Annotated in this window: 20 protein-coding genes; 11 read left to right on the plus strand and 9 right to left on the minus strand. The window is 63.1% G+C overall.

Annotated features, from left to right (window positions below; all coding sequences use genetic code 11):
- The first annotated feature begins 224 nt into the window (after positions 1-224).
- Positions 225-1,262, plus strand: coding sequence for an alpha/beta hydrolase (locus WDS16_RS10920; protein WP_338892686.1), 1,038 nt, complete (start codon positions 225-227; stop codon positions 1,260-1,262).
- Between the two features lie 59 nt (positions 1,263-1,321).
- On the plus strand, positions 1,322-3,832 hold the full coding sequence (locus WDS16_RS10925; protein ID WP_338892687.1) for a DEAD/DEAH box helicase: 2,511 nt from the start codon (positions 1,322-1,324) through the stop codon (positions 3,830-3,832).
- On the opposite strand, the gene WDS16_RS10930 is transcribed toward WDS16_RS10925, so the two are convergent.
- Entirely contained in the window at positions 3,819-4,754 is a 936-nt protein-coding gene (locus WDS16_RS10930; protein ID WP_338892688.1) for a LysR substrate-binding domain-containing protein, read from the minus strand. The two genes, WDS16_RS10925 and WDS16_RS10930, sit on opposite strands and share 14 nt — an antisense overlap.
- Positions 4,755-4,918: 164 nt before the next feature.
- Here WDS16_RS10930 and WDS16_RS10935 point away from each other — a divergent pair, with 164 nt between their 5' ends.
- From WDS16_RS10935 to WDS16_RS10945, 3 genes are all read left to right on the plus strand, one after another.
- Positions 4,919-5,506: a peroxiredoxin gene (locus WDS16_RS10935; RefSeq protein WP_338892689.1), complete on the plus strand. Its 588-nt coding sequence runs from the start codon at positions 4,919-4,921 to the stop codon at positions 5,504-5,506.
- 1 nt (position 5,507) lies between these two features.
- Positions 5,508-6,047, plus strand: coding sequence for an alkyl hydroperoxide reductase (locus WDS16_RS10940; protein WP_338892690.1), 540 nt, complete (start codon positions 5,508-5,510; stop codon positions 6,045-6,047).
- An 88-nt stretch (positions 6,048-6,135) separates the two neighbouring features.
- Positions 6,136-6,807, plus strand: coding sequence for a PhzF family phenazine biosynthesis protein (locus WDS16_RS10945; protein ID WP_338892691.1), 672 nt, complete (start codon positions 6,136-6,138; stop codon positions 6,805-6,807).
- A 29-nt stretch (positions 6,808-6,836) separates the two neighbouring features.
- Here the strand turns inward: WDS16_RS10945 and WDS16_RS10950 are convergent, their stop codons facing one another.
- Complete coding sequence (locus tag WDS16_RS10950) at positions 6,837-7,472, minus strand: hypothetical protein (protein ID WP_338892692.1); 636 nt, start codon at positions 7,470-7,472, stop codon at positions 6,837-6,839.
- A 33-nt stretch (positions 7,473-7,505) separates the two neighbouring features.
- Here WDS16_RS10950 and WDS16_RS10955 point away from each other — a divergent pair, with 33 nt between their 5' ends.
- Positions 7,506-7,730: a hypothetical protein gene (locus WDS16_RS10955; protein ID WP_338892693.1), complete on the plus strand. Its 225-nt coding sequence runs from the start codon at positions 7,506-7,508 to the stop codon at positions 7,728-7,730.
- Here WDS16_RS10955 and WDS16_RS10960 read toward each other — a convergent pair.
- Entirely contained in the window at positions 7,714-8,973 is a 1,260-nt protein-coding gene (locus tag WDS16_RS10960) for an aspartate aminotransferase family protein (RefSeq protein WP_338892694.1), read from the minus strand. The genes WDS16_RS10955 and WDS16_RS10960 overlap by 17 nt on opposite strands.
- Positions 8,974-8,987: 14 nt before the next feature.
- Positions 8,988-9,650 (minus strand): Pr6Pr family membrane protein, encoded by a 663-nt coding sequence (locus WDS16_RS10965; protein WP_338892695.1) that lies wholly within the window; start codon positions 9,648-9,650, stop codon positions 8,988-8,990.
- An 83-nt stretch (positions 9,651-9,733) separates the two neighbouring features.
- Between WDS16_RS10965 and hrpA the strand changes: the two genes are divergently transcribed.
- Positions 9,734-13,633, plus strand: coding sequence for an ATP-dependent RNA helicase HrpA (gene hrpA / locus WDS16_RS10970; RefSeq protein WP_338892696.1), 3,900 nt, complete (start codon positions 9,734-9,736; stop codon positions 13,631-13,633).
- A gap of 11 nt (positions 13,634-13,644) precedes the next feature.
- On the opposite strand, the gene nrdR is transcribed toward hrpA, so the two are convergent.
- Together nrdR and WDS16_RS10980 are read right to left on the minus strand one after the other, a co-directional pair.
- Positions 13,645-14,109, minus strand: coding sequence for a transcriptional regulator NrdR (gene nrdR, locus WDS16_RS10975; RefSeq protein ID WP_068375850.1), 465 nt, complete (start codon positions 14,107-14,109; stop codon positions 13,645-13,647).
- Positions 14,110-14,265: 156 nt separating this feature from the next.
- The gene (locus WDS16_RS10980) at positions 14,266-14,628 is read right to left on the minus strand and encodes a hypothetical protein (RefSeq protein ID WP_338892697.1); all 363 of its coding nucleotides are present in this window, start codon (positions 14,626-14,628) and stop codon (positions 14,266-14,268) included.
- A gap of 273 nt (positions 14,629-14,901) precedes the next feature.
- On the opposite strand from WDS16_RS10980, the gene lexA reads away from it, so the two are divergent.
- Positions 14,902-15,666, plus strand: coding sequence for a transcriptional repressor LexA (lexA, locus tag WDS16_RS10985; RefSeq protein WP_338892698.1), 765 nt, complete (start codon positions 14,902-14,904; stop codon positions 15,664-15,666).
- A gap of 61 nt (positions 15,667-15,727) precedes the next feature.
- Here lexA and WDS16_RS10990 read toward each other — a convergent pair whose 3' ends face one another.
- From WDS16_RS10990 to ptsP, 3 genes are all read right to left on the minus strand, one after another.
- Entirely contained in the window at positions 15,728-16,870 is a 1,143-nt protein-coding gene (locus WDS16_RS10990; RefSeq protein ID WP_338893339.1) for an acyl-CoA dehydrogenase family protein, read from the minus strand.
- Between the two features lie 109 nt (positions 16,871-16,979).
- Complete coding sequence (locus tag WDS16_RS10995) at positions 16,980-18,245, minus strand: uracil-xanthine permease family protein (protein ID WP_338892699.1); 1,266 nt, start codon at positions 18,243-18,245, stop codon at positions 16,980-16,982.
- 57 nt (positions 18,246-18,302) lie between these two features.
- Positions 18,303-20,012: a phosphoenolpyruvate--protein phosphotransferase gene (gene ptsP, locus WDS16_RS11000; RefSeq protein WP_338892700.1), complete on the minus strand. Its 1,710-nt coding sequence runs from the start codon at positions 20,010-20,012 to the stop codon at positions 18,303-18,305.
- A 154-nt stretch (positions 20,013-20,166) separates the two neighbouring features.
- On the opposite strand from ptsP, the gene WDS16_RS11005 reads away from it, so the two are divergent.
- Genes WDS16_RS11005 through WDS16_RS11015 form a run of 3 tightly spaced genes read left to right on the plus strand, consistent with a single transcriptional unit; the run spans position 20,167 to position 24,010 of the window.
- Positions 20,167-20,931: a DeoR/GlpR family DNA-binding transcription regulator gene (locus WDS16_RS11005; RefSeq protein ID WP_338892701.1), complete on the plus strand. Its 765-nt coding sequence runs from the start codon at positions 20,167-20,169 to the stop codon at positions 20,929-20,931.
- Entirely contained in the window at positions 20,928-21,932 is a 1,005-nt protein-coding gene (locus WDS16_RS11010; RefSeq protein WP_338892702.1) for a 1-phosphofructokinase family hexose kinase, read from the plus strand. Before WDS16_RS11005 ends, WDS16_RS11010 begins: the two co-directional genes overlap by 4 nt.
- An 8-nt stretch (positions 21,933-21,940) precedes the next feature.
- Positions 21,941-24,010 carry a fructose-specific PTS transporter subunit EIIC gene (locus WDS16_RS11015; RefSeq protein ID WP_338892703.1) on the plus strand — a complete coding sequence of 690 codons (2,070 nt, stop codon included), beginning with the start codon at positions 21,941-21,943 and terminating at the stop codon, positions 24,008-24,010.
- Positions 24,011-24,046 lie beyond the last annotated feature (36 nt).

A 24,046-nucleotide genomic window follows, 5' to 3' on the forward strand; every position in this document is an offset into this window, starting at 1 on the left:
GGTTCGCATGAACGAATGAGCGGGCACCGGGTGTGAACACACACCCGGTGCCCGCTTTTTCGGCTTCGGACGGCGACGGCCGGGACGAAACATACCTGTAACCGGAAATCACTCCGAAATCTCGCCGTCGCCACGAACTCGTGCGAGAGTCATAGACGAACAGAGCAACCTCCTACCAAGGATCCGCTAACCAGATCCGCCCACGCGAGGAACCAGCAGGCGACATGAGCAATCCACGCACGCGCAAGCTTCGACCGGTTCCCGACGCCGAACCGCGGCTCGTCTTCCGAACCGTCCACGGCTACCGGCGTGCTTTTCGTATGGCCGGTGAAGGTCCCGTCGTTCTGCTCATCCATGGCATCGGGGACAATTCGGAGACCTGGAACGACGTCATTCCACACCTGGCACAGAACTACACGGTCATCGCGCCGGATTTGCTCGGGCACGGCCGCTCGGACAAGCCACGCGCGGACTACTCGGTCGCTGCGTACGCCAACGGCATGCGCGACCTTCTCTCGGTCTTGGGCATCGAACACGTCACCGTCGTCGGCCACTCTCTCGGGGGTGGCGTTGCAATGCAGTTCTCGTACCAGTTTCCGCACATGGTCGACAGACTCGTCCTGGTTTCCTCCGGAGGGGTGACGAAGGATGTTCATCCGCTGCTGCGGCTTGCGTCGATTCCGTTGGCCAGCGAAGTCGTGAAACTGCTTCGTGTGCCCGGCGCGCTGTCGTTGGTCAAGTATGCAGGCGGGCTGATCGGCAAGCTGAACGGCTCGCCGCTGCGCCCGGGGGCCATCCTGCACGACACACCGGACTTCATGCGGGTGCTCAGCGCGCTCCCAGACCCCACCGCGTACGAGGCGTACCTGCGCACCCTGCGCGCAGTCGTGGACTGGCGTGGGCAGGTGGTGACGATGCTGGATCGGTGCTACCTGACCGAAAACCTGCCGGTTCTACTCGTATGGGGCGATCAGGATTCGGTGATACCCGTCAGCCATGCCCATCTGGCCCATTCCGCAATGCCGGGCTCGAGGCTCGCAGTCTTCAGACGATCCGGTCACTTTCCGTTCAGGGACGATCCCATCCGCTTCCTCCACGTCCTCGAAGAGTTCTTCGAGGAGACATCGGCTCTGGAATTCGACGAGTCACGTTGGCGCCACCTTCTCATCAACGGCATCGGTGAAGACATGATCACCGGTAGCGCGAGCACCCGACTGGCAGTGCTCGGAGCCATGGGATCGGACGAACGCAGCGCGACCTAGGCGCGGTTCTCGCGGACGCCGATGGTGTGGACATCGTCGGCGACCCATAATCTGTAGGCGTGCTCCTCTCCGAACTCGTCCCTGCCCCCACAACCGACGAGGCACAGGATCCGGACGCACTGTTCGACATCTTCACCGCATGGACGGTCGAGCGAGGCCTGACGCTGTATCCGGCGCAGGAAGAGGCCCTGATCGAGCTGGTGTCCGGATCCAACGTCATCCTGGCGACCCCCACCGGTTCGGGCAAGTCCATGGTTGCGGTCGGGGCGCACTTCGCGGCGATGGCCGCTGGGAAGCGCACCTTCTACACCGCACCGATCAAAGCACTCGTCAGTGAGAAGTTCTTCGCGCTGTGCGACATCTTCGGGGCACAGAACGTAGGCATGATGACGGGCGACGCCTCGGTGAACTCCGGCGCGCCCATCATCTGTGCGACCGCCGAGATAGTCGCCAACCTTGCGCTTCGACAGGGCGCAGACTCCGACATGGGTCAAGTGGTCATGGACGAGTTTCACTACTATTCCGAGCCGGACCGCGGTTGGGCATGGCAGGTGCCGTTGATCGAGTTGCCGAACGCTCAGTTCCTGCTGATGTCGGCCACGCTCGGCGACGTGTCGTTCTTCCGCGATGATCTGACTCGCCGGACCGGCCGCGCCACGACCGTCGTATCGGGGTCCGAACGTCCGGTGCCGCTGATGTTCTCGTATGTCACGACACCGATCGGCGAGACTATCGAAGAACTTGTCAGCACTCATCTGGCACCGGTGTACGTGGTGCACTTCACGCAGGCATCGGCCCTCGAACGAGCGCAGGCGCTGACGAGTGTGAACGTCGCATCGAAGGACGAGAAGGCACAGATCGCCGACGCGATCGGGCAGTTTCGATTCACGACAGGTTTCGGCAAGACGCTGTCCCGGCTGGTCCGTCACGGTATCGGTGTCCACCATGCGGGCATGCTTCCCAAGTACCGCCGCCTCGTCGAGAAGCTCGCACAGGACGGACTGCTCAAGGTCATCTGCGGTACCGACACACTTGGCGTCGGGATCAACGTCCCGATCCGAACGGTGCTGTTCACCGGGTTGACAAAGTACGACGGTATTCGTACTCGGCAGCTGCGCGCACGCGAATTTCATCAGATCGCCGGGCGAGCGGGGCGCGCCGGTTACGACACTCTCGGCACCGTCGTCGTCGAAGCTCCTGAACACGACATCGAGAACGCTCGACTGGTAGCGAAGGCCGGGGACGACCCGAAGAAACTCAAACGCGTGCAGCGCAAGAAGGCTCCCGACGGGTTCGTGTCCTGGGGCGAGCCGACCTTCGAACGAATCGTCGCCGCAAGTCCCGAACCGTTGTCCTCACGCTTCTCCGTCAGCAATGCGATGCTGCTCAACGTCATTGCGCGTCCAGGTAACTGCTTCGTCGCCATGCGCCACCTGCTCGAAGACAATCACGAGACTCGACCATCGCAACGCAAGCACATTCTGCGCGCGATCACGCTGTACCGGGGCCTGGTGGCCGCAGGTATCGTCGAGCAACTTCCCGAGCCGGACGCCGACGGGAGGCACGCCCGCCTGACGATGGATCTACAGCCGGACTTCGCACTGAATCAGCCGTTGTCACCGTTCGCACTGGCGTCGTTCGAACTACTCGACGCCGACTCCCCTACTCATGCGCTCGATGTGGTGTCGATCATCGAGTCGACGCTGGACGATCCGCGTCAGATTCTGATGGCGCAGCAACACGCTGCACGCGGTGAAGTTGTGTCGCAGATGAAGGCAGACGGCATCGAATACGACGAACGGATGGAACTGCTCGAAGAGGTCACCTGGCCGAAACCTCTTGCCGAACTTCTGGTTCCGGCGTTCGAGATCTACCGAGGCGGACACCCATGGCTCAACGAGGTGGCGCTGTCTCCGAAATCCGTCGTCCGCGACATGATCGAGCGGACGATGACGTTCGCCGAACTCATCAGCCACTACGGGCTGACCCGGTCCGAAGGACTGGTGCTGCGCTACCTCGCCGATGCATATCGTGCGCTTCGGCAGACGGTTCCACCGGAGGCTCGAACCGAGGAAGTACAGGACATCACCGAATGGCTGGGTGAACTGGTTCGACAGGTCGACTCGAGTCTGCTCGACGAGTGGGAGAACCTCACCGACCCCGGCGAGGAGCCCGAAGCCCGGCCCGAAGCCTACGGCGGCGATACCCCGAGGCCGATCACGGCCAATCCGAGGGCATTTCGAGTGCTGGTGCGCAATGCGATGTTCAAGCGCATCGAACTCGCAGCAGCGGGCCGATGGGACGACCTCGACGATCTCGGCGACGGCCCGGACTGGGAGGTCGAACTGGAGCCGTTCTTCGCAGAGTACGGCGAGATCGGCACGGGACCGTCCGCCCGCGGGCCGGCATTGTTCGAACTCACCGTCGGCCGCGAGACAACGTCTGTTCGGCAGATCATCGAGGATCCTGACGGCGATCAGGGCTGGGCTCTCGGCGCCACCATCGATCTCGACGAGTCGAATGCCCTGGGCGAAATAGTATTCGACGAGATCACCATCATCGCGGGGTAGTCGATAACGCGGAGCCTGCGCCCAGCCCCGAGATCAGGTCGGCGATGGCCCGGTACTTCTCGGTGTGCGAGCTCGACGTCCGGTGCACCAGTCCGATCGTCCGTCCAGGCTTCGGGTCGGCGAACTCCGCGATTCCCAACGCTCCCCTCCCGGTCTCGACAGCTACCGCCGAACGCGGCAGGAGGGTCACTCCGAGACCACCTGCCACACACTGGACTACCGTCGCGAGTGAGGTGGCCCGCGTGTCGGTCGTCATGGGCGCCGCGTCCACCGATCGGCAGAGGTCGATACTCTGATCGCGCAAGCAGTGCCCGTCGTCGAGCAGAAGAACAGGTTGACCGGCCAAGACGGTCAACGGTAGCGCGGATCGTCCGTCTAGAGCATGCCCTGCCGGTACTACCAACACGAAATCCTCGGTGTAGAGCGGAAGTTCGACGAGTCCCGATTCGTCGGTGGGCAAGGCGACCACGGCAGCTTCGACTGCACCCGCGCGCAACGACGCCAGCAGGCGCGCGGTCTGATCTTCGACTACGACGGGTGCGATGTCAGGAAACTCACGGCGCAACGCAGGCAACAGCGCGGGCAGCACGTAGGGCGCAACCGTCGGGATCAGCCCCAGTCGCAGCGGCCCCGACAACGTACCGCCCAAACCTGATGCCTCGGCGAGAAACCCGTCGGCCGCGTCGACGGCCGCATGCGCTCGACCGATCAGCTGGGATCCCGCCGCAGTCATCAACACCTTTCGGGTACTGCGCTCCACCAGCTGCACGCCCAGTCCGTGCTCGAGCGAAGCGAGAGCCTGTGACAGAGTCGGTTGGCTCACTTTCAGGCGCGCCGCTGCGGCCCCGAAGTGCATGTGCTCGGCTACCGCGACGAACGCACGCAGCTGCGACAGTGTGGGTTGATAGCTTTCATCGGACATACCTATGAGTCTAGTGCCGGTCATCACGTTTACCTCTCGGTGCTTTTTTGGCACACTCGTACACGTCGGTGCCCGTACTTCCGTACGCCTCCATCGATCCCATTACCCATACGAAAATCGCGCGTTATCTGCGCACTTGTGCAGCACTACCCGAGGAGAACCACATGGCCCTGTTGACTATCGGAGACCAGTTCCCCGCCTACAACCTCACGGCCGTCATCGGCGGTGACCTGTCGAAGGTGAACGCACAACAGCCCGACGACTACTTCACGACCGTCACCAGCGACGACTACGCCGGCAAGTGGCGCATCGTCTTCTTCTGGCCCAAGGACTTCACGTTCGTATGCCCCACGGAAATTGCAGCATTCGGCAAGCTGAACGAGGAGTTCGCAGACCGTGACGCCCAGGTACTCGGCGCCTCGGTCGACAACGAGTTCGTGCACTTCCAGTGGCGCGCACAGCACGAGGATCTGAAGACCCTTCCGTTCCCCATCCTCTCCGACCTCAAGCGCGAGCTTGCAACGGCTGCAGGCGTTCTCAACAACGATGGCGTCGCGGACCGCGCGACCTTCATCGTCGACCCGAACAACGAGGTTCAGTTCGTTTCGGTCACTGCAGGATCCGTCGGTCGCAACGTCGACGAGGTACTCCGTGTTCTCGACGCGTTGCAGTCCGATGAGCTGTGCGCATGCAACTGGAAGAAGGGCGACCCGACCATCGATGCAGGCGAGCTGCTGACGGCGAGCGTCTGACATGAGCGTCGAGAATCTCAAGAACGCCCTGCCCGAGTACGCAAAGGATCTCAAGCTCAACCTCAGTTCCATCGCCCGATCGACGGTGCTCAACGAACAGCAACTGTGGGGCACGCTTCTCGCCACTGCGGCCGCGACCAAATCGCCTACGACGCTGAAGGAAATCGCAGAGGAAGCCGCGGACACTCTGTCCGCCGAGGCCTACAACGCGGCACTCGGTGCGGCCTCCATCATGGGCATGAACAACGTCTTTTACCGCACCAAGGGCTACCTGGACGGGAAGTACGACGATCTGCGTGCCGGGCTGCGGATGAACATCATCGGCAACCCCGGCGTGGACAAGGCCGACTTCGAACTGTGGTCGTTGGCCGTGTCTGCCGTAAACGGATGCAACCACTGCCTCGAAGCGCACGAAAAGACTCTGCGTGACGAAGGCGTCGACCGCGAGAAGATCTTCGAGGCCATTCGTGCCGCGTCGATCGTCGCGGGTGTCGGTCAAGCGATCGAGATCACCCGCACACTCGATGGTGCGACAGTCTGATTTTCGGATGAAAGAACCCGCATACTCGGTGTCCGAGTATGCGGGTTCTTCGTGTGCGCCGGCCGAACGACTCGAGTAGGTTTGTCCCATGACCATCGAGGTATCCGTCGTTCGAGTGTTCACCGACGAGTCGGGAGAACATGGCAATGCGCTCGGCATCGTCCGCGCCGAGGACGTCGCGGAGTCCGATAGACAATCTCTCGCAACGAAACTGGGCTTCAGCGAAACAGTGTTCTTCTCGTCCGACGGGTCGGCGCGCGCGAGCACAACAATCTACACTCCGGCCGTCGAATTGCCGTTCGCCGGCCATCCCACGGTGGGTTTGTCCTGGTGGTTGCGTGAGCACCGCACCGCTGTGGATACCCTCACCGTCCCTGCCGCGGATCTGCGTGTCCGCTACGAGGCAGATACGACATGGATTCGCGCGAAAGCGGCCTGGGCACCGTCGTTCACACCCCATCCGATGGACAGCGTCGCGGACGTTCTGGCGACCGATCCTGCATCGTTCACCGACGGTCACCACTACGTATGGGCTTGGAACGACGAGGACGCCGGCTCGATACGCTCCCGAATGTTCGCGCCCACGATGGGGATCACCGAGGACGAGGCGACCGGCTCCGCGGCAGTGTGGATCACCGCCGAACTCGGGCGTGGTCTGCACATCGAACAGGGCCGCGGATCTGTGCTTCGCACCACTCTCACGCCGGAGTGGATCGAACTCGGTGGAACGGCCGCAGAGGAAGCGACCATCTACATCTGAACTCGCACCCGTGACCACTGCGCTACCGACTACGGCACGTCCACTGCGATCTCGTGCCCGAGAGTCACCCCCGGCGCCAACGAAAGACGATCTCCACTCCAGAACTTTCCGGGATCGAACCAGTTCGCCTTCTTCTTCCCGGTGAGCAGCCCCATCGAGTCATAGGTCATTGCAACGACTTCCGCGCAATAGGCCGTCTCCAATGCAGTCGCGGAGTGCTCGCTTCTCCGCAGACTCGGGACGCGCCCCTTGAACCACCGCCCGGCGAGTGCGGCCGTCGTCGGGAACGCGGTGCCGTCCATGCGGGCGATGGTGCGCATCAACGCGTCCTCTTGCTGGCGAGTCACCGCGCTTCCGAGTTGCCGCAACCAACACTGCTGCTCGTACTTCGTGGACCACTGCATCACTGCGGCACGCAAATCGTGCAGTTGCACACCGCGCTGAAAGTTGCCGGTCCACATGTCCTGCAACGTCTTGCCCAGCTCTGCATGCCACATCAGCGGCGGTAGATCGTCGACCACTACGGCCATCCCGACATGGTTGACGGGGCTGTTGGTCAGTGTCTGAATCGCACGGTCGGCCGCTGAACGCCCTCGAAAGATCCATATGTCACCGGTCCGGGTCGCATTCACGGCGGTGTCCAACGAGATTGTCGACGCTGTCATGTCGACCAGCCTAGAGCGCAGTACGGTGAAGCAATGAAGCTGTGGAAGATCCTCGGACTGGCGGGTGTCGTCGGAGTTGCGGCGACGGGCGCGCTGGTGGTGAAGTCCGAGCGCGCCAGACGCGCGTACACCCCCGACGAAGTACGCGACCAGCTTCACACCCGGTATGCGCAGGCAACGACCGCTCCTGTCGCCGAACCATCGTCTCCGCGGACACGGATAGCGCGCTGGAAGGACAAATTCAGCCGAGCGCGGTGAGCATCCGCCCAGCCATTTCCTCCACCTCGGTGTCGGTCATCACGAATGCCGGCGAGATCTGCATGGCGCCCTGACCCGCAGCCCGCCCTGATACCCCGTACTTGCGGAGCGCACCGACGAACGGAAGCGCCTCTGCCGGATCGTTCAGCTGCACGGCCGCTACCGCTCCGAGGCCACTGCGGACCTCTTGCACGCGCGGGTGGTCGGCGAGCGGCGCGAAGTGAGTATGCAGCGAAGCCTCCAACCTGGCCGACTCCTGCAGCAGGTTCTCGCGTTCGATGATGTCGAGATTCGCCATCGCCGCTGCCGCAGCACCGGCATGCCCGCCGTAGGTGTAGCCGTGCCGCCACCAGACACCACCCGCGAAGAACGGCTCAGCGATGTGCGGTGCGATGAACACCGCACCCATCGGAACGTATCCCGAGGTCAGGCCCTTTGCAGTCGTCATCAGATCGGGTTGCAGATCGAATCTGCTCGACGCGAACCACGAACCACCGATTCGGCCGAATCCAGTCACGACCTCGTCTGCGACGAACAGCACATCGTGGTCGCGGCAGATCTGCCTGACTTCCTGCAGATAGCCTTCAGGAGGCAGATACACCCCGCCCGCACCGATGATTGGCTCGCAGAAGAAAGCGGCGATCTTGTCCGCGCCGACCTCCTCGATCAATGCGAGCAAACTCTTGGCATCGTCCCACGTGACAGTTCGCGCATCCGACATCAACGTGCCGTAGTTCTCGCGGTTGACCGCGATGCCTGCCAGCGCGGTTCCGGCGACATGCATTCCGTGATACGCCTTCTGACGTCCGACGATCAACGTCTTTTCCGGCTTGCCCACCTCGTGCCAGTATCGACGGGCCAACTTCGCGGCAGTGTCGATGGAGTCCGAACCGCCGGAGGTGAAGAAGATCTTGCTCCCGGCGACCGGTGCGATCTCGCCGAGCCGCTCGGCGAGAGCAAGGGTCGTCTCCGGAACGAAGTCACCGAAGTTCGAATAGTGCGCAAGCGAAGAAAGTTGGGACGCAACCGCGTCGGCGATCTCGGTACGTCCGTGCCCGACGTTGGTGAACCACAGACCAGCTGTGGCATCGAGATATCGCGTGCCCTCGCGGTCGAAGATGTAGGCACCGTCGCCGCGCGAGACCACGAACGGGCCGTTCTTGCTCACCGCGCCCATGTCGGCGAAACCGTGCCACAGCGCGGAATGGGTGGATTCGTACGTCGGCTCTGGCACAGAAGACATGCGCCAGAGCTTAGTCACTCGACTCCGGCCGATGCCTCCCCGTATCGCCATTTGTTGCCGAGTCGCCCGATTGCGTTCACCGCGAGCGCCATGAGGACGAACGCGACAGTGAGTACGACGAGGCCGATCACCAGCGCGACATAGCCCTGGCTCCGTGGGTCGAGGAACGGGTAGGGGTACCAGTCGACGATCGGTCCGCGGATCAATGTGTAGACGCCGTAGACGACTGGAAAGGTCAACCACACCAGTGACTGTGACTCGGAGATTCGCTGACGCGCGGGAACGACGATCCAGTCGAGGAAGATCACGATGGGCATGATTCGGTGGACCACGTCGTTGGTCCATTGTCCCGCGATCCCGACCTCGATGTTGGACAGCAACACCGCATAGATGATTCCGGTGATGACCATGTACAGAGTCACGGCCCCGCGGAACAGCTGCCAATGCATGCCCCGTGGATCCACGAGGCCGCCGATCCCGAGCACGACGACGGTCAGCACGTTGCTCAGCACGGTGAAATAGCTGAAGTAGTTGACCACCGAGAACGTCGGGTCACTCGCACCGTCGTGGAGGATGAAGCCCAGCGTTACGGCGGTGAGGACCGCGAACGCGACCCGCGCAACCCTGATCGGAATGCTCGTCGGATTCTCGGTGGATCGCGCAGACTCGACAGCCATAGTGGATCTTTGCACAGCGGAGGCCGATCGCACGTGATCCCGGCAGTGCTTGCGTCGTTGCCGCTGGATAAACTGTTCGAAGAATGTCTACTTCAACGGCCTCGGAACTTCGCCGCTCACTGCTTGCTCGCTTGTCCGGAGTATCGATCCGTGACGAGCACAGATTGCGTCGACGGCTGGACCGCGCACGTACCCCCGATCAGCTCGCGGCAGTCGACAACGATCTCACGAGCGCAGAGAGCACCGCTGCTCATCGCCGTGGCTGCGTACCGAAAATCGAGTACCCGGAAACACTCCCGGTCAGCCTGCGGAAATCCGATATCGCAGACGCAATCGAGAACAACCAGGTCGTGATCGTCGCAGGTGAAACCGGTTCGGGAAAGACAACGCAGATTCCCAAGATCTGTCTCGAACTCGGACGCGGAATCCGCGGCACCATCGGCCACACTCAGCCTCGCAGGCTTGCTGCCCGAACGGTGGCTGAACGCATTGCGGAGGAAGTCGGCGAGAGCCTCGGCGAATCCATCGGATACAAGGTTCGCTTCACCGACCAGTCCTCGGAGTCGACGCTCGTCAAGCTGATGACCGACGGCATCTTGCTCGCCGAGATCCAGCGCGACCGCATGCTCAGGCAATACGACACACTGATCATCGACGAGGCGCACGAACGCAGCCTGAACATCGACTTCATCCTGGGCTACCTCGCACAGCTTCTCCCCCGACGCCCCGACCTCAAGGTCGTCATCACCTCGGCAACGATCGACCCCGAGCGCTTCGCCACACACTTCGCTCGCGATGGCGTCCCCGCTCCGATCATCGAGGTGTCGGGACGAACGTTCCCGGTCGAGATGCGCTATCGCCCACTGTCGGTGGATGTAGGCGAGACAAGGATCGATCTCGACCCGGTCGACGCCACCTGCGACGCCGTCGCCGAGCTGATCAGCGAGGGCGACGGCGACATACTCGTGTTTCTGTCCGGTGAGCGAGAAATTCGCGATACAGCAGATGCGCTGCGCGACAAGCAGCTTCGCGGCACCGAGATCGTTCCGCTGTACGCACGACTGTCAGCCGCCGAGCAGCATCGCGTGTTCACCCCGCACACCGGTCGCCGGGTCGTTCTGTCCACCAACGTCGCCGAGACGTCACTGACGGTCCCCGGAATTCGGTACGTCGTGGACCCGGGGACTGCACGGATCTCCAGGTACTCGTTGCGGACGAAAGTGCAACGCCTGCCCATCGAGCCGATCTCCCAGGCCTCGGCCCGCCAGCGTGCCGGTCGATGCGGTCGCGTCGCGGACGGCATCTGCATTCGCTTGTATTCGGAGGAGGATTTCGAGTCACGTCCTCAATTCACCGAACCCGAGATACTGCGCACCAATCTCGCCTCGGTCATCCTGCAGATGACGGCGTTGGGGCTCGGCAAGATCCAGCAGTTCCCATTCGTGGAACCGCCGGACCCACGAAGCATTCGCGACGGAATCGGCTTGCTCGAAGAGCTAGGTGCAGTGAAGCCTGCGACGAAGGACGGCGAATCGGAGCTGACCCCGATCGGGCGGGAGCTCGCGTCGCTTCCCGTCGATCCGCGGATGGCACGGATGCTCGTCGAAGCCAACAACACCGGGGCTCTCGCCGACGCCCTCGTCGTCGTATCGGCCCTGTCCATCCAGGATGTTCGAGAACGTCCCGTCGAGCACCAGCAGGCTGCGGACGAGAAGCACGCCCGGTTCGCCGTCGAGAACTCGGACTTCCTGGCCTACGTAGAGCTGTGGAAGTACCTGCGCGAGCAGCGCAACGACCTCTCGTCCAACCAATTCCGCCGAATGTGTCGCAACGAATATCTGCACTACCTCCGCATTCGCGAATGGCAGGACCTGCACGGTCAGCTCCGCCAGATCACACGCGGATTGGGCTGGACGATTCCGGACTCGCCGACTACGCCGGTCGCGCTGCACCAGGCTCTGCTGTCCGGCTTGCTCTCTCACATCGGGCTGCGAGAGGGAGACAAACGTGAATTTCTCGGAGCCCGTGGGACTCATTTCGCGGTGTTCCCTGGATCCGGACTGTTCAAGAAGCCGCCGCGCTGGGTGATGGCAGCAGAACTGGTCGAGACCGGCCGGCTCTGGGGACGGATGGCAGCCAGAATCGAACCGGAATGGGCGGAACGCCTTGCACCGCATCTGGTCAAGCGCACCTACTCGGAACCTCACTGGTCCGTCAAACGCCAATCGGCCATGGCATACGAACGGGTCACCCTCTACGGCATTCCGCTCGTCACCGGACGGCCCGCGAACTATCACACCATCGACGCCGAAGCCTCGCGTGAACTGTTCATCAGACATGCTCTCGTGCAGGGCGAGTGGAAGACTCAACACCCATTCTTCCACCGCAATCGCGAGTTGCTCGACGACGTCGGCGAGCTCGAGAACCGGGCGCGACGACGCGATATCGTGGTCGACGACGACGCCCTGTTCGACTTCTACGATGCTCGCATCGGCGCGGAGGCAGTGTCGGCGCGCCACTTCGACACTTGGTGGAAGAAGACCAGACGCACCAAGCCCGATCTGCTCGACTTCACGGCGGCCACCGTCGTCAACCCCGATGCCGCGTCGGTACTCGGGGGCGACTACCCCGACGCGTGGCGTCAGGGCGACATCCAGTTCCCGCTCGCCTATCAGTTCGAACCGGGTGCGGCCGCCGACGGTGTGACCGCTCGGATTCCGATCGCGCTCCTCGCCCAAGTTCAACCGGTCGGCTTCGATTGGCTCGTGCCAGGCATGCGATCGGAGCTCGTGTCGACGCTGATCAAGTTGCTACCCAAGGCTCAACGCCGCAACGTCGTCCCTGCACCGGACTTCGCCGCCGCAGCTCTGGCAGCGATGACACCACGCTCCGAACCGGTGACGACCGCGCTGGCCCGCGAACTGTCGCGCCTCGGCTCGTGCCGAATAGACCCGAGCGACTTCGACCTCGACGGACTACCCGCGCACCTGAAGATGACGTTCGTTGCAGTGGACACGGACGGACAAATACTCGGATCAGCCAAGGATCTCGTCGAGCTGCGGAAAGCGCTCGCGCCCAGAGTCACACGCGAGGTGGCCAGCGCAGTCGGCGGCGCCGAACGTGCGCCGGCGTTGGCATGGACCTCGTCGAGCCTCGGCACGCTCGACGAGACAGTCACCAAATCTGTCGGCGGACAGACGGTCACAGGTTATCCGGCACTGGTGAAGGAGAACGGGGGCATCGCAGTACGCGTTCTGAGCACACCTGCCAGTCAACGTGCCGCGATGCGCGACGGCACCCGTGCGCTCCTGCTCCAATCGGCGCCGCGCGGAACGAAAGCTCTGATCGCGGGCATTCCGACCCGTGAGCGTCTGGCGCTGGGACAGAACCCGTACGGCAGCCTCGACGATCTACTCGAGGACTGCCGTGCGAGCGCCGCCGACGAGTCGATGGACGCACATGGCGGACCGGTTCGATCTCCGGAGAAGTTCGCAGCACTGTCCAGAGCCGTCAATGCCGAGATCACCGACCGCACGTCGAGAATCCTTGCCCTCGTTCGACCGATCCTTGTCGAAGCACTCGGGCTACGCGCGATACTGGACACGACGCAGGGTGACGCTGCCGACGATGTGCGCGAGCAACTCGCCGGGCTGGTCTTCGACGGGTTCGTATTCGAATTCGGCTCGGCACACCTTGCGGAAATTCCGCGCTACCTGAACGCCGCATCTGTCCGACTGAACGCCCTACCGAGCAGCGCCGGGCGGGACGATGCAGGCATGGATGTTCTGGACCGGGTGTACGAAGCCTACGACCGGTTGCTGAAATCGCTGCCGGAGTCGCGACTTCACACCAAGCCCGTTCTCGACATCTTCTGGATGATCGAGGAACTGCGAGTCGGGCTGTTCGCCCAGAGCATTCGCACGGCCTACCCGGTCTCGGAGAAACGAGTACTCAAGGCTATCGATGCTGCTGGCCGGAACTGAGCTCGGCGAAACTAGTCGACCGAGGACGACTCGCGGTGCGCACGAAGGTCTTGGATTTCCTTCTCGAAGTCTTCGGCCGAACTGAAGGATCGGTACACCGACGCGAACCTGAGGTATGCGACCTCGTCGAGATCCCGCAACGGACCGAGGATTGCCAAACCCACCTCGTGGCTGGGGATCTCAGCGGAACCTGAGGCGCGAACTGCGTCTTCGACCTGCTGGGACAAAAGGTTCAACGCATCGTTGTCCACGTCGCGGCCCTGGCACGCCCGCCGGACACCTTTGACGACCTTGTCCCGTGAGAAAGGTTCGGTAACGCCGCTACGCTTGACGACTGCAAGCACCGCCGTTTCGACGGTGGTGAATCGGCGGCCGCATTCCGGACACGATCGCCGTCGACGGATTGCCTGCCCCTCGTCGGCTTCACGCGAATCCACCACGCGAGAGTCCGGATGCCTGCAGAACGGGCAATGCATGTGTGCGCCTCCGTCGTAGCCGTCGCACGCTCCCCGATCACTCCCGAGAGGTGCAGGCTTCGAGGATACTCGGAGCGTCACGTAGGCAACTCGATCGCCCAGCAAGCGAGGCGCCTGGCGCGACGGAGCGACCGTCTGAGTTGCCATGAACGTCGACTACGGCAAAGCAGGAACGGTAAGCAGCTGACCCTGTTCGACTGTGTTTACAGCAGGAGTGGATGCCGAGTCGATCGAGGCCGCGCGAAGATTCGCCACTGCGACGAATCCCAGAATCACCAGCGCAGTAACCAGGACGCCTACCACCATTGCTGTCCACGAGATCTTCTCGTCACGGTGTGCCCGGTCCACGCAGGCACCGGACGACCCGTGTGAACCGCCCTGTGGGGCAGCGCCGAGAACGTAGCGCCGACGCTCGTGCGTCGCGCGGCGTCTGTTGCGCACAGGCGCAGCAACCTGGGTGCGGTGATCGGTCAAGAGGCGGTGGTCGGTCAAGAGGCGGTGGTCGGTCAAGATAGTCATCGGAACCTCCGTGGTGTCGAACGCGATCGAACCCGTTATTCGATCAGGCGTTCGATGAACGCTTGTTCGAAGTTCTATCACGCGACTCCGACAAAGTCAGCAGAAAACGCGACACGGATCGAACAGATGTTTGATCACGAGGCATTTTCGGGCTAGATTCGTGTCAGAAACCACACGTCACATCCACCCCACGCGTTCAGGCGGTCGAAATTTTCATCCGCTACACATTGTCGAGACCGCGACGAACGCGCGTACGACCAGGAGGACCCACGAATGAAGGACGAGACCTCGTCAGGGTCGGCGAAGTCGACGACCAAGTCGGCAGGAAAACCGGCCGCTGTCCCGACCGCGAAAGCATTCGAGGGCGAAGGCACCGATATCAACGCCGGCCTGACCGAACGTCAGCGCAAGGTCCTCGAAGTCATTCGGGCGTCGGTCACCGAGCGTGGATATCCACCCAGTATTCGTGAGATCGGCGACGCGGTGGGTCTGACCTCGACCTCGTCGGTCGCACACCAGCTCCGCACGCTGGAACGCAAAGGATTTCTTCGTCGGGATCCGAATCGTCCGCGAGCTGTGGACGTCCGAGGACTCGACGAGGTACAGGCCGACCACGCGGCAGCTGTGGCCGACGGCTCGGCCCCGGACGGAGATCAGCTTCCGACGCCGACCTTCGTACCGGTGTTGGGAAGAATCGCAGCCGGCGGACCGATCCTCGCCGAGGAAGCGGTGGAGGATGTGTTTCCACTCCCCCGCGAGCTCGTCGGGCAGGGTTCGCTGTTTCTGCTCAAAGTCGTCGGCGAGTCGATGATCGACGCAGCGATCTGCGACGGCGATTGGGTGGTCGTCCGGCAGCAGAGCGTAGCCGACAACGGCGACATCGTGGCCGCGATGATCGACGGCGAAGCCACGGTGAAGACCTTCAAGCGCAGCAAGGGCGATGTGTGGCTGATGCCGCACAACCCACTGTTCGAGCCGATTCCGGGCAACGACGCTGCCATTCTCGGCAAAGTCGTAACGGTGATGCGCAAGCTCTGACCCGATACGAGAACGGCCCGCAACCAGAGGAGTTGCGGGCCGTTCTCGTATTGATCGAAGGTTACAGATCGAGTCCTCGACCGATGATCTCCTTCATGATTTCGGTTGTACCGCCGTAGATCGTCTGCACACGAGAATCCATGTACGCCTTGGCGATCGGGTATTCTTTCATGTAGCCGTACCCACCGTGCAACTGCAGGCACCTATCGATGAGCCGGACCTGGTTCTCTGTCGTCCACCATTTCGCCATGGCGGCTTCCTGGACTGTGAGCGTTCCGGCGTTGAGCAGTTCGATGAACTTGTCGACCATGATTCTGGTGGCCGTGGTCTCCGTCGCGAGTTCTGCGAGGACGAACCGTGTGTTCTGGAACTTGCCGATCGACTTTCCGAAAGCCTTACGGTCTCGGCAGTACTGGATCGTCATGTCCAGTGCAGACTCCATCGCTGCCGCGGCGACCACCGCAATCGACAGCCGCTCCTGAGGCAGATTCTGCATCAGGTAGATGAACCCCATGCCCTCGTCGCCGAGTAGGTTCGCAGCAGGAACTCGAACGTCGGTGAAGCTGAGTTCGGCGGTATCTTGCGCTTTCATGCCGATCTTGTCGAGATTGCGACCTCGCTCGAAGCCAGGCATGTCGCGCTCGACGACGAGGAGGCTGAAGCCCTGCGCGCCCTTCTCGGGGTCGGTACATGCGACGACGATGATGAGATCGGCATTGATACCGTTGGTGATGAAAGTCTTGGAGCCGTTGAGGACCCACTCGTCGCCGTCGCGCACCGCACGAGTCTTGATGCCCTGAAGGTCGCTACCGGTGCCAGGTTCCGTCATGGCGATCGCCGTGATCAATTCGCCCGAGCAGAACCCGGGTAGCCATCGCTGCTTCTGCTCGTCGTTCGACAGATCGATCAGGTACGGCGCGACGACGTCGTTGTGAAGTGTGAACCCGATCCCGCTGTACCCGCCGCGGGTAGTTTCCTCGGTGAGGATGGCGTTGTAGCGAAAGTCCTTGACCCCGCCGCCGCCGAACTCCTCTGGCACTGCGGTTCCGAGGAATCCCTGCTTACCTGCTTCGACCCAGACGTCGCGGTCGACGATGTTCTGCTCCTCCCACCGCGCGTGATTCGGAGCGACATGCTGGTCGAGGAATTTGCGGTACGACTCGCGGAAGAGATCGTGCTCCGGTTCGAACAGTGTGCGGTCCACTAGATTCACTCCTTCGATGCTGTCCAGTACGAAAACTGGCATTAGGAGAACCCTACGACCACCCCGCGGACCTGGTCGATGACCGAGCCGTGCGTGATCGGTGACCGAACTAGCGAGCAGTTCGACGGTTCAGGGCGCGCATCACTGGATACCCCACGAGAATTCCGACCGAACCCCAGGCGATTCCGCCGAGTTCGACCGAACCGATCGTCAGCGTCAGGTCGCCGATCCCTGCCACCAACGCGGCAGCGACGACGGTGAGGTTCACCGGATCGGTGAAGTCCACCTTGCTGTCGGTCCAGATACGTACACCCAGCAAGCCGATCAGTCCGTAGAGAACCAGGGTTGCTCCGCCGATGACCCCGTCGGGCACGGTGAATACCAGGGCACCGAACTTCGGCGAGAAGGCCAGCACGATGGCAGTTGCAGCAGCGACCCAGTACGCGGCGGTCGAGTAGACCCTCGTGGCCGCCATGACACCGATGTTCTCGGCGTAGGTGGTCGTACCCGATCCGCCTGCGGCACCGGCGAGTGTCGTCGCCAGACCGTCGGCGATGAGTGCGTCGCCGGCGAGGTCGTCGAGTGACTTGCCGGTCATCGCCGAGACGGCCTTGACGTGACCGACGTTCTCGGCAACGAGGACTATCACCACCGGCAATGCGATGAGTACGACAGACAGTTCGAACGTCGGGCCGCGGAACTCCGGAATCCCGACCCAGGAGGCCGCGCGCATCGCGTCGAGCTTGGCCGGGTCGATCTGTCCGATCACGGCGGCGAAGATCCAACCGAGGATGACGCCGACGAGGATTCCGAGGCGCCCGACCAAACCGGGACCAGCAACGGTCGCCACCACAATCGCGAGCAACGTGACGACTGCAACCAGCGGCTGAGCCTCGAAGGACGAGGTTGCCGCAGGAGCCAGATTGAGTCCGATGAGCACCACGACTGCGCCTGTGACGACGGGCGGCATGACGGCTTCGATGACTCGGCCGCCGGCGAACTTCACGATGAAACCCACAGCTGCGAGCACGATTCCGACGGACATCACAGCGCCGAGCTGTGCTGCCGGACCATCTGCCTGCGCGGCACTCAACGGCGCGATGAACGCGAACGAGGAGCCGAGATAGCTCGGAATTCGGCCGCGCGTAATGATCAGGAAGAGCGCGGTTCCGATGCCCGAGAACAGCAACGTGGTGGTGACCGGGAACCCGGTAACCGTCGGAACGAGCAGGGTCGCACCGAACATCGCGATGACGTGCTGCATACCGATCCCGATGGTGCGCGGCCAAGTCAACCGCTCGTCGGGTGCAACCACTGCGCCCGCAGAGGGCGTTCTACCGTCCCCGTGCAGGGTCCATCCGAAATTTCGACTCACAAGGAAGCGATCCTAGTGCGAAGCCGAATCCGCAATGCAGCCAGTTCGATACAGCAGTCAGTTCAATACAGCAGCAGCGGCAGCACGCGCTGCCGTGGAACTGTCCGTCTTCAATGCGGCGGCCGCAGCGTCGATGCACTGTGCCAGCGTCACCGAGGACAACTTCGCTCCGACATGAGCCACCGCCGCCGAGGCCGCCGACAGGGACGTGACGCCGAGACCGACGAGAACGCACGCCAACAGCGGATCTGCAGCTGCCTCGCCGCATACTCCAACCGGCTTTCCTGCTGCGGCACCCGCCTTGGCGGTGTGAGCGACGAGCGCTATGACGGCGGGTTGCCAAGGATCGGTCAACGATGCGAGCTGCGAGGACATCCGGTCGGCCGCCATCGTGTACTGCGCGAGGTCGTTCGTGCCGATCGACAAGAAGTCGACATGCTCGAGGATGTGCTCGGCGAGAAGCGCCGCGGCTGGAATCTCGATCATGACGCCGGGCTTCAAACCGCGGGCTCGCGCATCGGCGGCGAACGCTGCGGCTTCCGCCGCGGTAGCGATCATGGGCGCCATCACCCATGGAGACGATCCGGTCGCTGCAGCGGCAGCGGCGATGCCGTCGAGCTGGCGGTACAGAATTCCTCTGTCCTGCTCTGCAATTCGGATACCGCGGATCCCCAACGCTGGGTTTGCCTCGTCGGCATGGTTGGCGAACCGAAGCGGCTTGTCCGATCCTGCATCGAGGGTGCGGACGACGACCTTGTGTCCGTCGAATGCCTCGAGAACCTGCCCGTAGATCTCGGCCTGCTCGTCGACGGTCGGCTCGACATCTCGGTCGAGGAAGCACAGTTCGGTGCGGAACAGTCCAATTCCGGCGGCCGCGGTCTTGCGGGCGGCTCGCGCACCGGCACCGTCCTGGACGTTGGCGAGAATGTCGACTGCATGACCGTCGGACGTCGACCCCTGACCGGTCCACCGAGAGACGCGATCCAATTCGGCACGGTCTGTCTCTACGGCGTCCGCAGCAAGTACGGCGTCCGGCTCGAGAACGATGTCCCCGGTGATTCCGTCGACGACCGCCGACGTTCCCTCCTGCACGTCGTCGAGGCCCGCTACGGCAACAACGCACGGTATCCCCAACTGACGGGCGATGATCGCAGTATGACTCGTCGGTCCGCCCAACGACGTCGCGAGCCCGACGACGAGGGTCGCATCGAGGCCTGCAGTGTCGGCCGGAGCGAGATCGTCGGCGAACAACACCGATGGAACGGTCGGTGTCGGCACACCTGGTTCGGGGACTCCGAGAATCTCGGCGATCACACGGTCGCGAATGTCGCGCAGGTCCGTCACGCGCTCGGCCATCAGACCGCCCAGTTTCTGGAACATAGCTGCGAACTTCTCGGTGGCAGCATCCGTCGCAGACGTTGCCGGAGTGCCGGCGGAGATCAGCTTCTCCGCCGCCTTGAGCCATCCGCGGTCCTGCGCCATCGCAGCGTTCGCCGACAGCACTTCGGACGCCGCGCCGGTGGCAAGCTCTGCCCGGCCGCGGAGACGGCCTGCAACCACCGACGCCGCCTCCCTGAACCGTTCCAGTTCGGTGCCACGCGCAGCCTCGTCGACGACCGTGGTGTCGACCGGTACGTCGGGACGGCGGCCTGGTCTGATGACCGGGCCGAAGCCGATGCCAGGTACGACAGGGGTGCCGTGCAGCATCGAAGCACCCGACAGCGGCGTCCCGGTCCCCTGTGTCTCCGCTCGTAGCGATCCCGTCATGCGTCCTCCTGGAACTCGAATGTGATGTCAGCCGGACTGTGATCCTCCGACTGAAATCGAACTGTTGTGACTGAGATTACTCTTTGCTCTTGACATGTCAACAGATACGGGCGTAAAACAACATAAACCAACATAGTTCAGACGGGAGGCGCAGGTGTACGCAGAAGAACGGCAGCGGTCTATTGCGGAACTCATCACTTCCTGTGGGCGGGTCTCCGTGGCCGACTTGTCTGCGTCCTACGGCGTGACTACCGAAACGGTTCGTCGAGATCTCGCTGTTCTCGACCGGCTCGGCGTCGTACGTCGCGTGCACGGCGGCGCGGTGCCGGCTTCGGCACTGACAGTCACCGAACCCGGCGTCGGCGAGCGCGAATACATTCGCGCCGAGCAGAAGGACGCCATCGCCGCCGCGGCTCTCGACTATCTGCCGCCATCCGGAGGCAGCGCAGTACTCGATGCGGGAACGACCACAGGTCGACTCGCAGCTCTGCTCGGCGATCGAGAACTCACCGTCATCACCAACTCGGTTCCCATCGCCGCGCGCCTCGCACTGTTCGGTGGCGTCAACCTACGCATGCTGGGCGGTCGAGTTCGCGGCACGACGCAGGCCGCAGTCGGGGAGGAAGCACTGACGGCACTCGCATGGCTGCACGTGGACGTGGCATTCATCGGGACGAACGCGCTCAGCGTCGGCCATGGCTTGTCGACTCCCGACAGTGACGAGGCCGCAGTCAAGCGAGCCATGGTTGGCAGCGCCAATCACGTCGTGGTGCTGGCGGACTCGTCCAAGATCGGCCGCGAGCATCTCGTGAGCTTCGCGCACGTGGACAACATCGACGTCCTCGTCACCGATTCGGACATAGACGAAACAGACCACAAGAGTTTGACCGACAACGGAATCGAGGTGGTGATCGCATGATCGTCACACTGACGGCCAACCCGAGCATCGACCGCACCGTGATGCTCGATTCCGAGATGGTTCGCGGCGGTGTGCACCGAGCACGCGGCGCGGACAGCGACCCCGGGGGCAAGGGCGTCAACGTCGCACGGGTACTGACGGCGTCCGGAGTTCAGGCGATGGCGGTACTGCCTGCCGCCGAGCACGATCCACTGCTGGAGGCCTTGACGACGAAGGGAGTTCGCTACTGCGCCGTTCCGACGGCTGCGCTTGCCCGCACCAACATCACCGTCAGTGAACCTGGCGGCACGACTACCAAGATCAACGAGCCGGGCCCCGAGCTCAGCGACGTGACTCGTGCTGCGTTGTTCGCTGCGATCGTCGATCTCGGCCGGGACGCGACATGGGTCGTTCTGTCCGGTTCCCTTCCCCCCGGCGCCCCCGTCGATTGGTACGCCGAACTGGTGACGGCTCTGCGGGCGACGCCGTGCAAGGTCGCCGTCGATACGTCCGACGCACCCTTGCTCGCCCTCGCGGCGTCGTTTCCCGCGTCCGCACCGGACCTGATCAAGCCGAACTCCGAGGAACTCGCGCAGCTCACCGGAGTCGACGGTGACGAGCTCGAACGTGCTGCCGCAGCGGGTGATCCGACTGCTGCAGTCGATGCAAGTCGCATTCTGCTTACACGCGGAGTCGGAGCAGTTCTGGCAACCCTGGGGAGCGCAGGCGCCGTTCTGGTCACCGGCGAGGGGGCTTGGTTCGCGACGCCTCCGAAGATCGACGCGATCAGCACCGTCGGCGCAGGTGACTCCTCGCTCGCCGGCTACATACTCGCCGACATCGAACGGAGTGCACCCGAGGACCGAATCCGCCGCGCCGTCGCATACGGCACAGCTGCGACCGCTCTACCCGGCACCACCCTTCCCACCCCCGACCAGGCACATCCCGAATCCGTAGCGGTACGAGCACTCGATCTACACGTCATTCCGTCCACCACTCCCCGATCCTCGACACTCTCCTAGGAGCAGTCATGTCCACACCGACCAACGATCCCGCGATCATCGCGGAGGAGCTCATCCTCCTCGATGCGGATCTCGGTGAGTCCAAAGATGCTGTCATCTCCCGACTCTCCGAACTCCTCGCCACGGCAGGCCGTGCCACCGACGCAGGTCCGCTGCGCGACGCGGCACTCGCCCGCGAGGCCCAATCAGCAACCGGCCTGCCGGGCGGCATCGCCATTCCCCACTGCCGTGCCGAGGCCGTCGTATCGGCATCTCTAGGATTCGCTCGACTGAATCCGAAGGTCGACTTCGGAGCTCCCGACGGCCCCGCCGATCTTGTCTTCCTCATCGCCGCTCCGGCGGGCGCAGGATCCGCGCACATGAAGCTCCTCTCGAGCCTCGCTCGTGCGCTGGTCAAGCCGGAGTTCGTGACCGCTCTCCGCGAAGCTCCGAGCGCGGCCGACGTCGTGGCCCTGGTCGACGGTGTCATCAACCCGGCTCCGAAAGCCAAGCACGCTGTTCCGGCCGCATCGGCCTCCGCAGCGAAACCGGCAGCAACCGAAGCAGCACACGAGGCCGCTGTCGACGATGCTGCTGTAGACGATGCACTGAAGCACATCGTGGCCGTCACGGCCTGCCCCACGGGCATCGCGCACACGTACATGGCTGCCGACTCGCTCGTCGCCGCCGGTGAACGCGCAGGCGTCACGGTCCACGTCGAGACGCAAGGCTCCAGTGGAAGCACTCCCCTCGACCCCGCATTGATCGCCAGTGCCGAAGCCGTCATCTTCGCCACCGACGTCGGTGTGAAGGGCAAAGAACGGTTCGCCGGAAAGCCGGTCATCTCCTCCGGCGTCAAGCGCGCCATCAACGAGCCCGACGTCATGGTCACCGAGGCTCTGCGCGCATCGAACGACCCGAACGCCGCACGGGTGTCCGGCACCGCAGCTGCTGCGGGCGGAAGCTCTTCGAGTGCAGGCGAACTCGGGTGGGGCACGCGAATTCGTCAGATCCTGCTTACAGGCGTCAGTTACATGATCCCGTTCGTCGCGGCGGGCGGTCTGCTCATCGCTCTCGGCTTCCTCGTCGGCGGCTACGAGATCTCCAGCAACGCCGAAGAAATCGTCATCAACAACTCGATCACCGCGCTACCCGACGGCGGTATGCGGGCTTATCTCGGAGCAGTCCTGTTCCAGATCGGCGCGCTGTCGTTCAGTTTCCTGGTTCCCGCGTTGGCGGGCTACATCTCGTACGCCATCGCCGACAGACCAGGTTTGGCACCAGGCTTCACCGCAGGTGCTGTCGCAGTGCTCGTGGGCGCCGGGTTCATCGGCGGCCTCGTCGGTGGTCTGATCGCTGGTTTCGTCGCTCTGTGGATCAGCAAGTGGAAGATCCCCGCTGTTCTCCGTGGACTCATGCCGGTCGTCATCATCCCGCTGTTCGCCACTCTGATCGTCGGTGGCCTGATGTTCCTCGTACTCGGCAAGCCTCTCGCCGCCATCACCAACGGACTTACCGACTGGCTCAACGGACTCAGCGGAACATCGATCATCATCCTCGGCATCATCCTCGGACTCATGATGTGCTTCGACCTCGGCGGACCGGTGAACAAGGCCGCGTACGCGTTCGCCACGGCCGGGCTGTCGGTCACCGACGTCGCCTCGCTCCGAATCATGGCCGCCGTCATGGCCGCCGGAATGGTTCCTCCGCTCGCCATGGCACTGGCCTCGCTCGTGCGTCCCAGGCTCTTCACCGAAGCAGAACGTGAAAACGGAAAGGCCGCTTGGTTCCTGGGCGCCGCGTTCATCTCCGAAGGCGCAATTCCGTTCGCCGCCGCAGACCCACTGCGGGTCATCCCGTCGATGATGGCGGGCGGGGCGTTGACCGGCGCGCTCATCATGGCAACCGACGTGACCCTCAGCGCTCCGCATGGAGGCCTGATCGTCTTCTTCGCCATCGGAAAGTTCCTGTGGTTCCTGGTCGCGCTCGTTGCGGGAACGCTACTCTCGGCCTTCCTGGTCGTGTTCGCAAAGCAGTTCGTCAAGGGTAAGAACGCTCCCACCGACGAAGCACTCGACCCCGATCTCGTCACCGCCTGATCCAGCCACCACCTGATCTCTTCACATATCACCTAG

Origin of the sequence: Rhodococcus sovatensis (genome assembly GCF_037327425.1) — a bacterium.
Lineage (GTDB): Bacteria > Actinomycetota > Actinomycetes > Mycobacteriales > Mycobacteriaceae > Rhodococcoides > Rhodococcoides sovatense.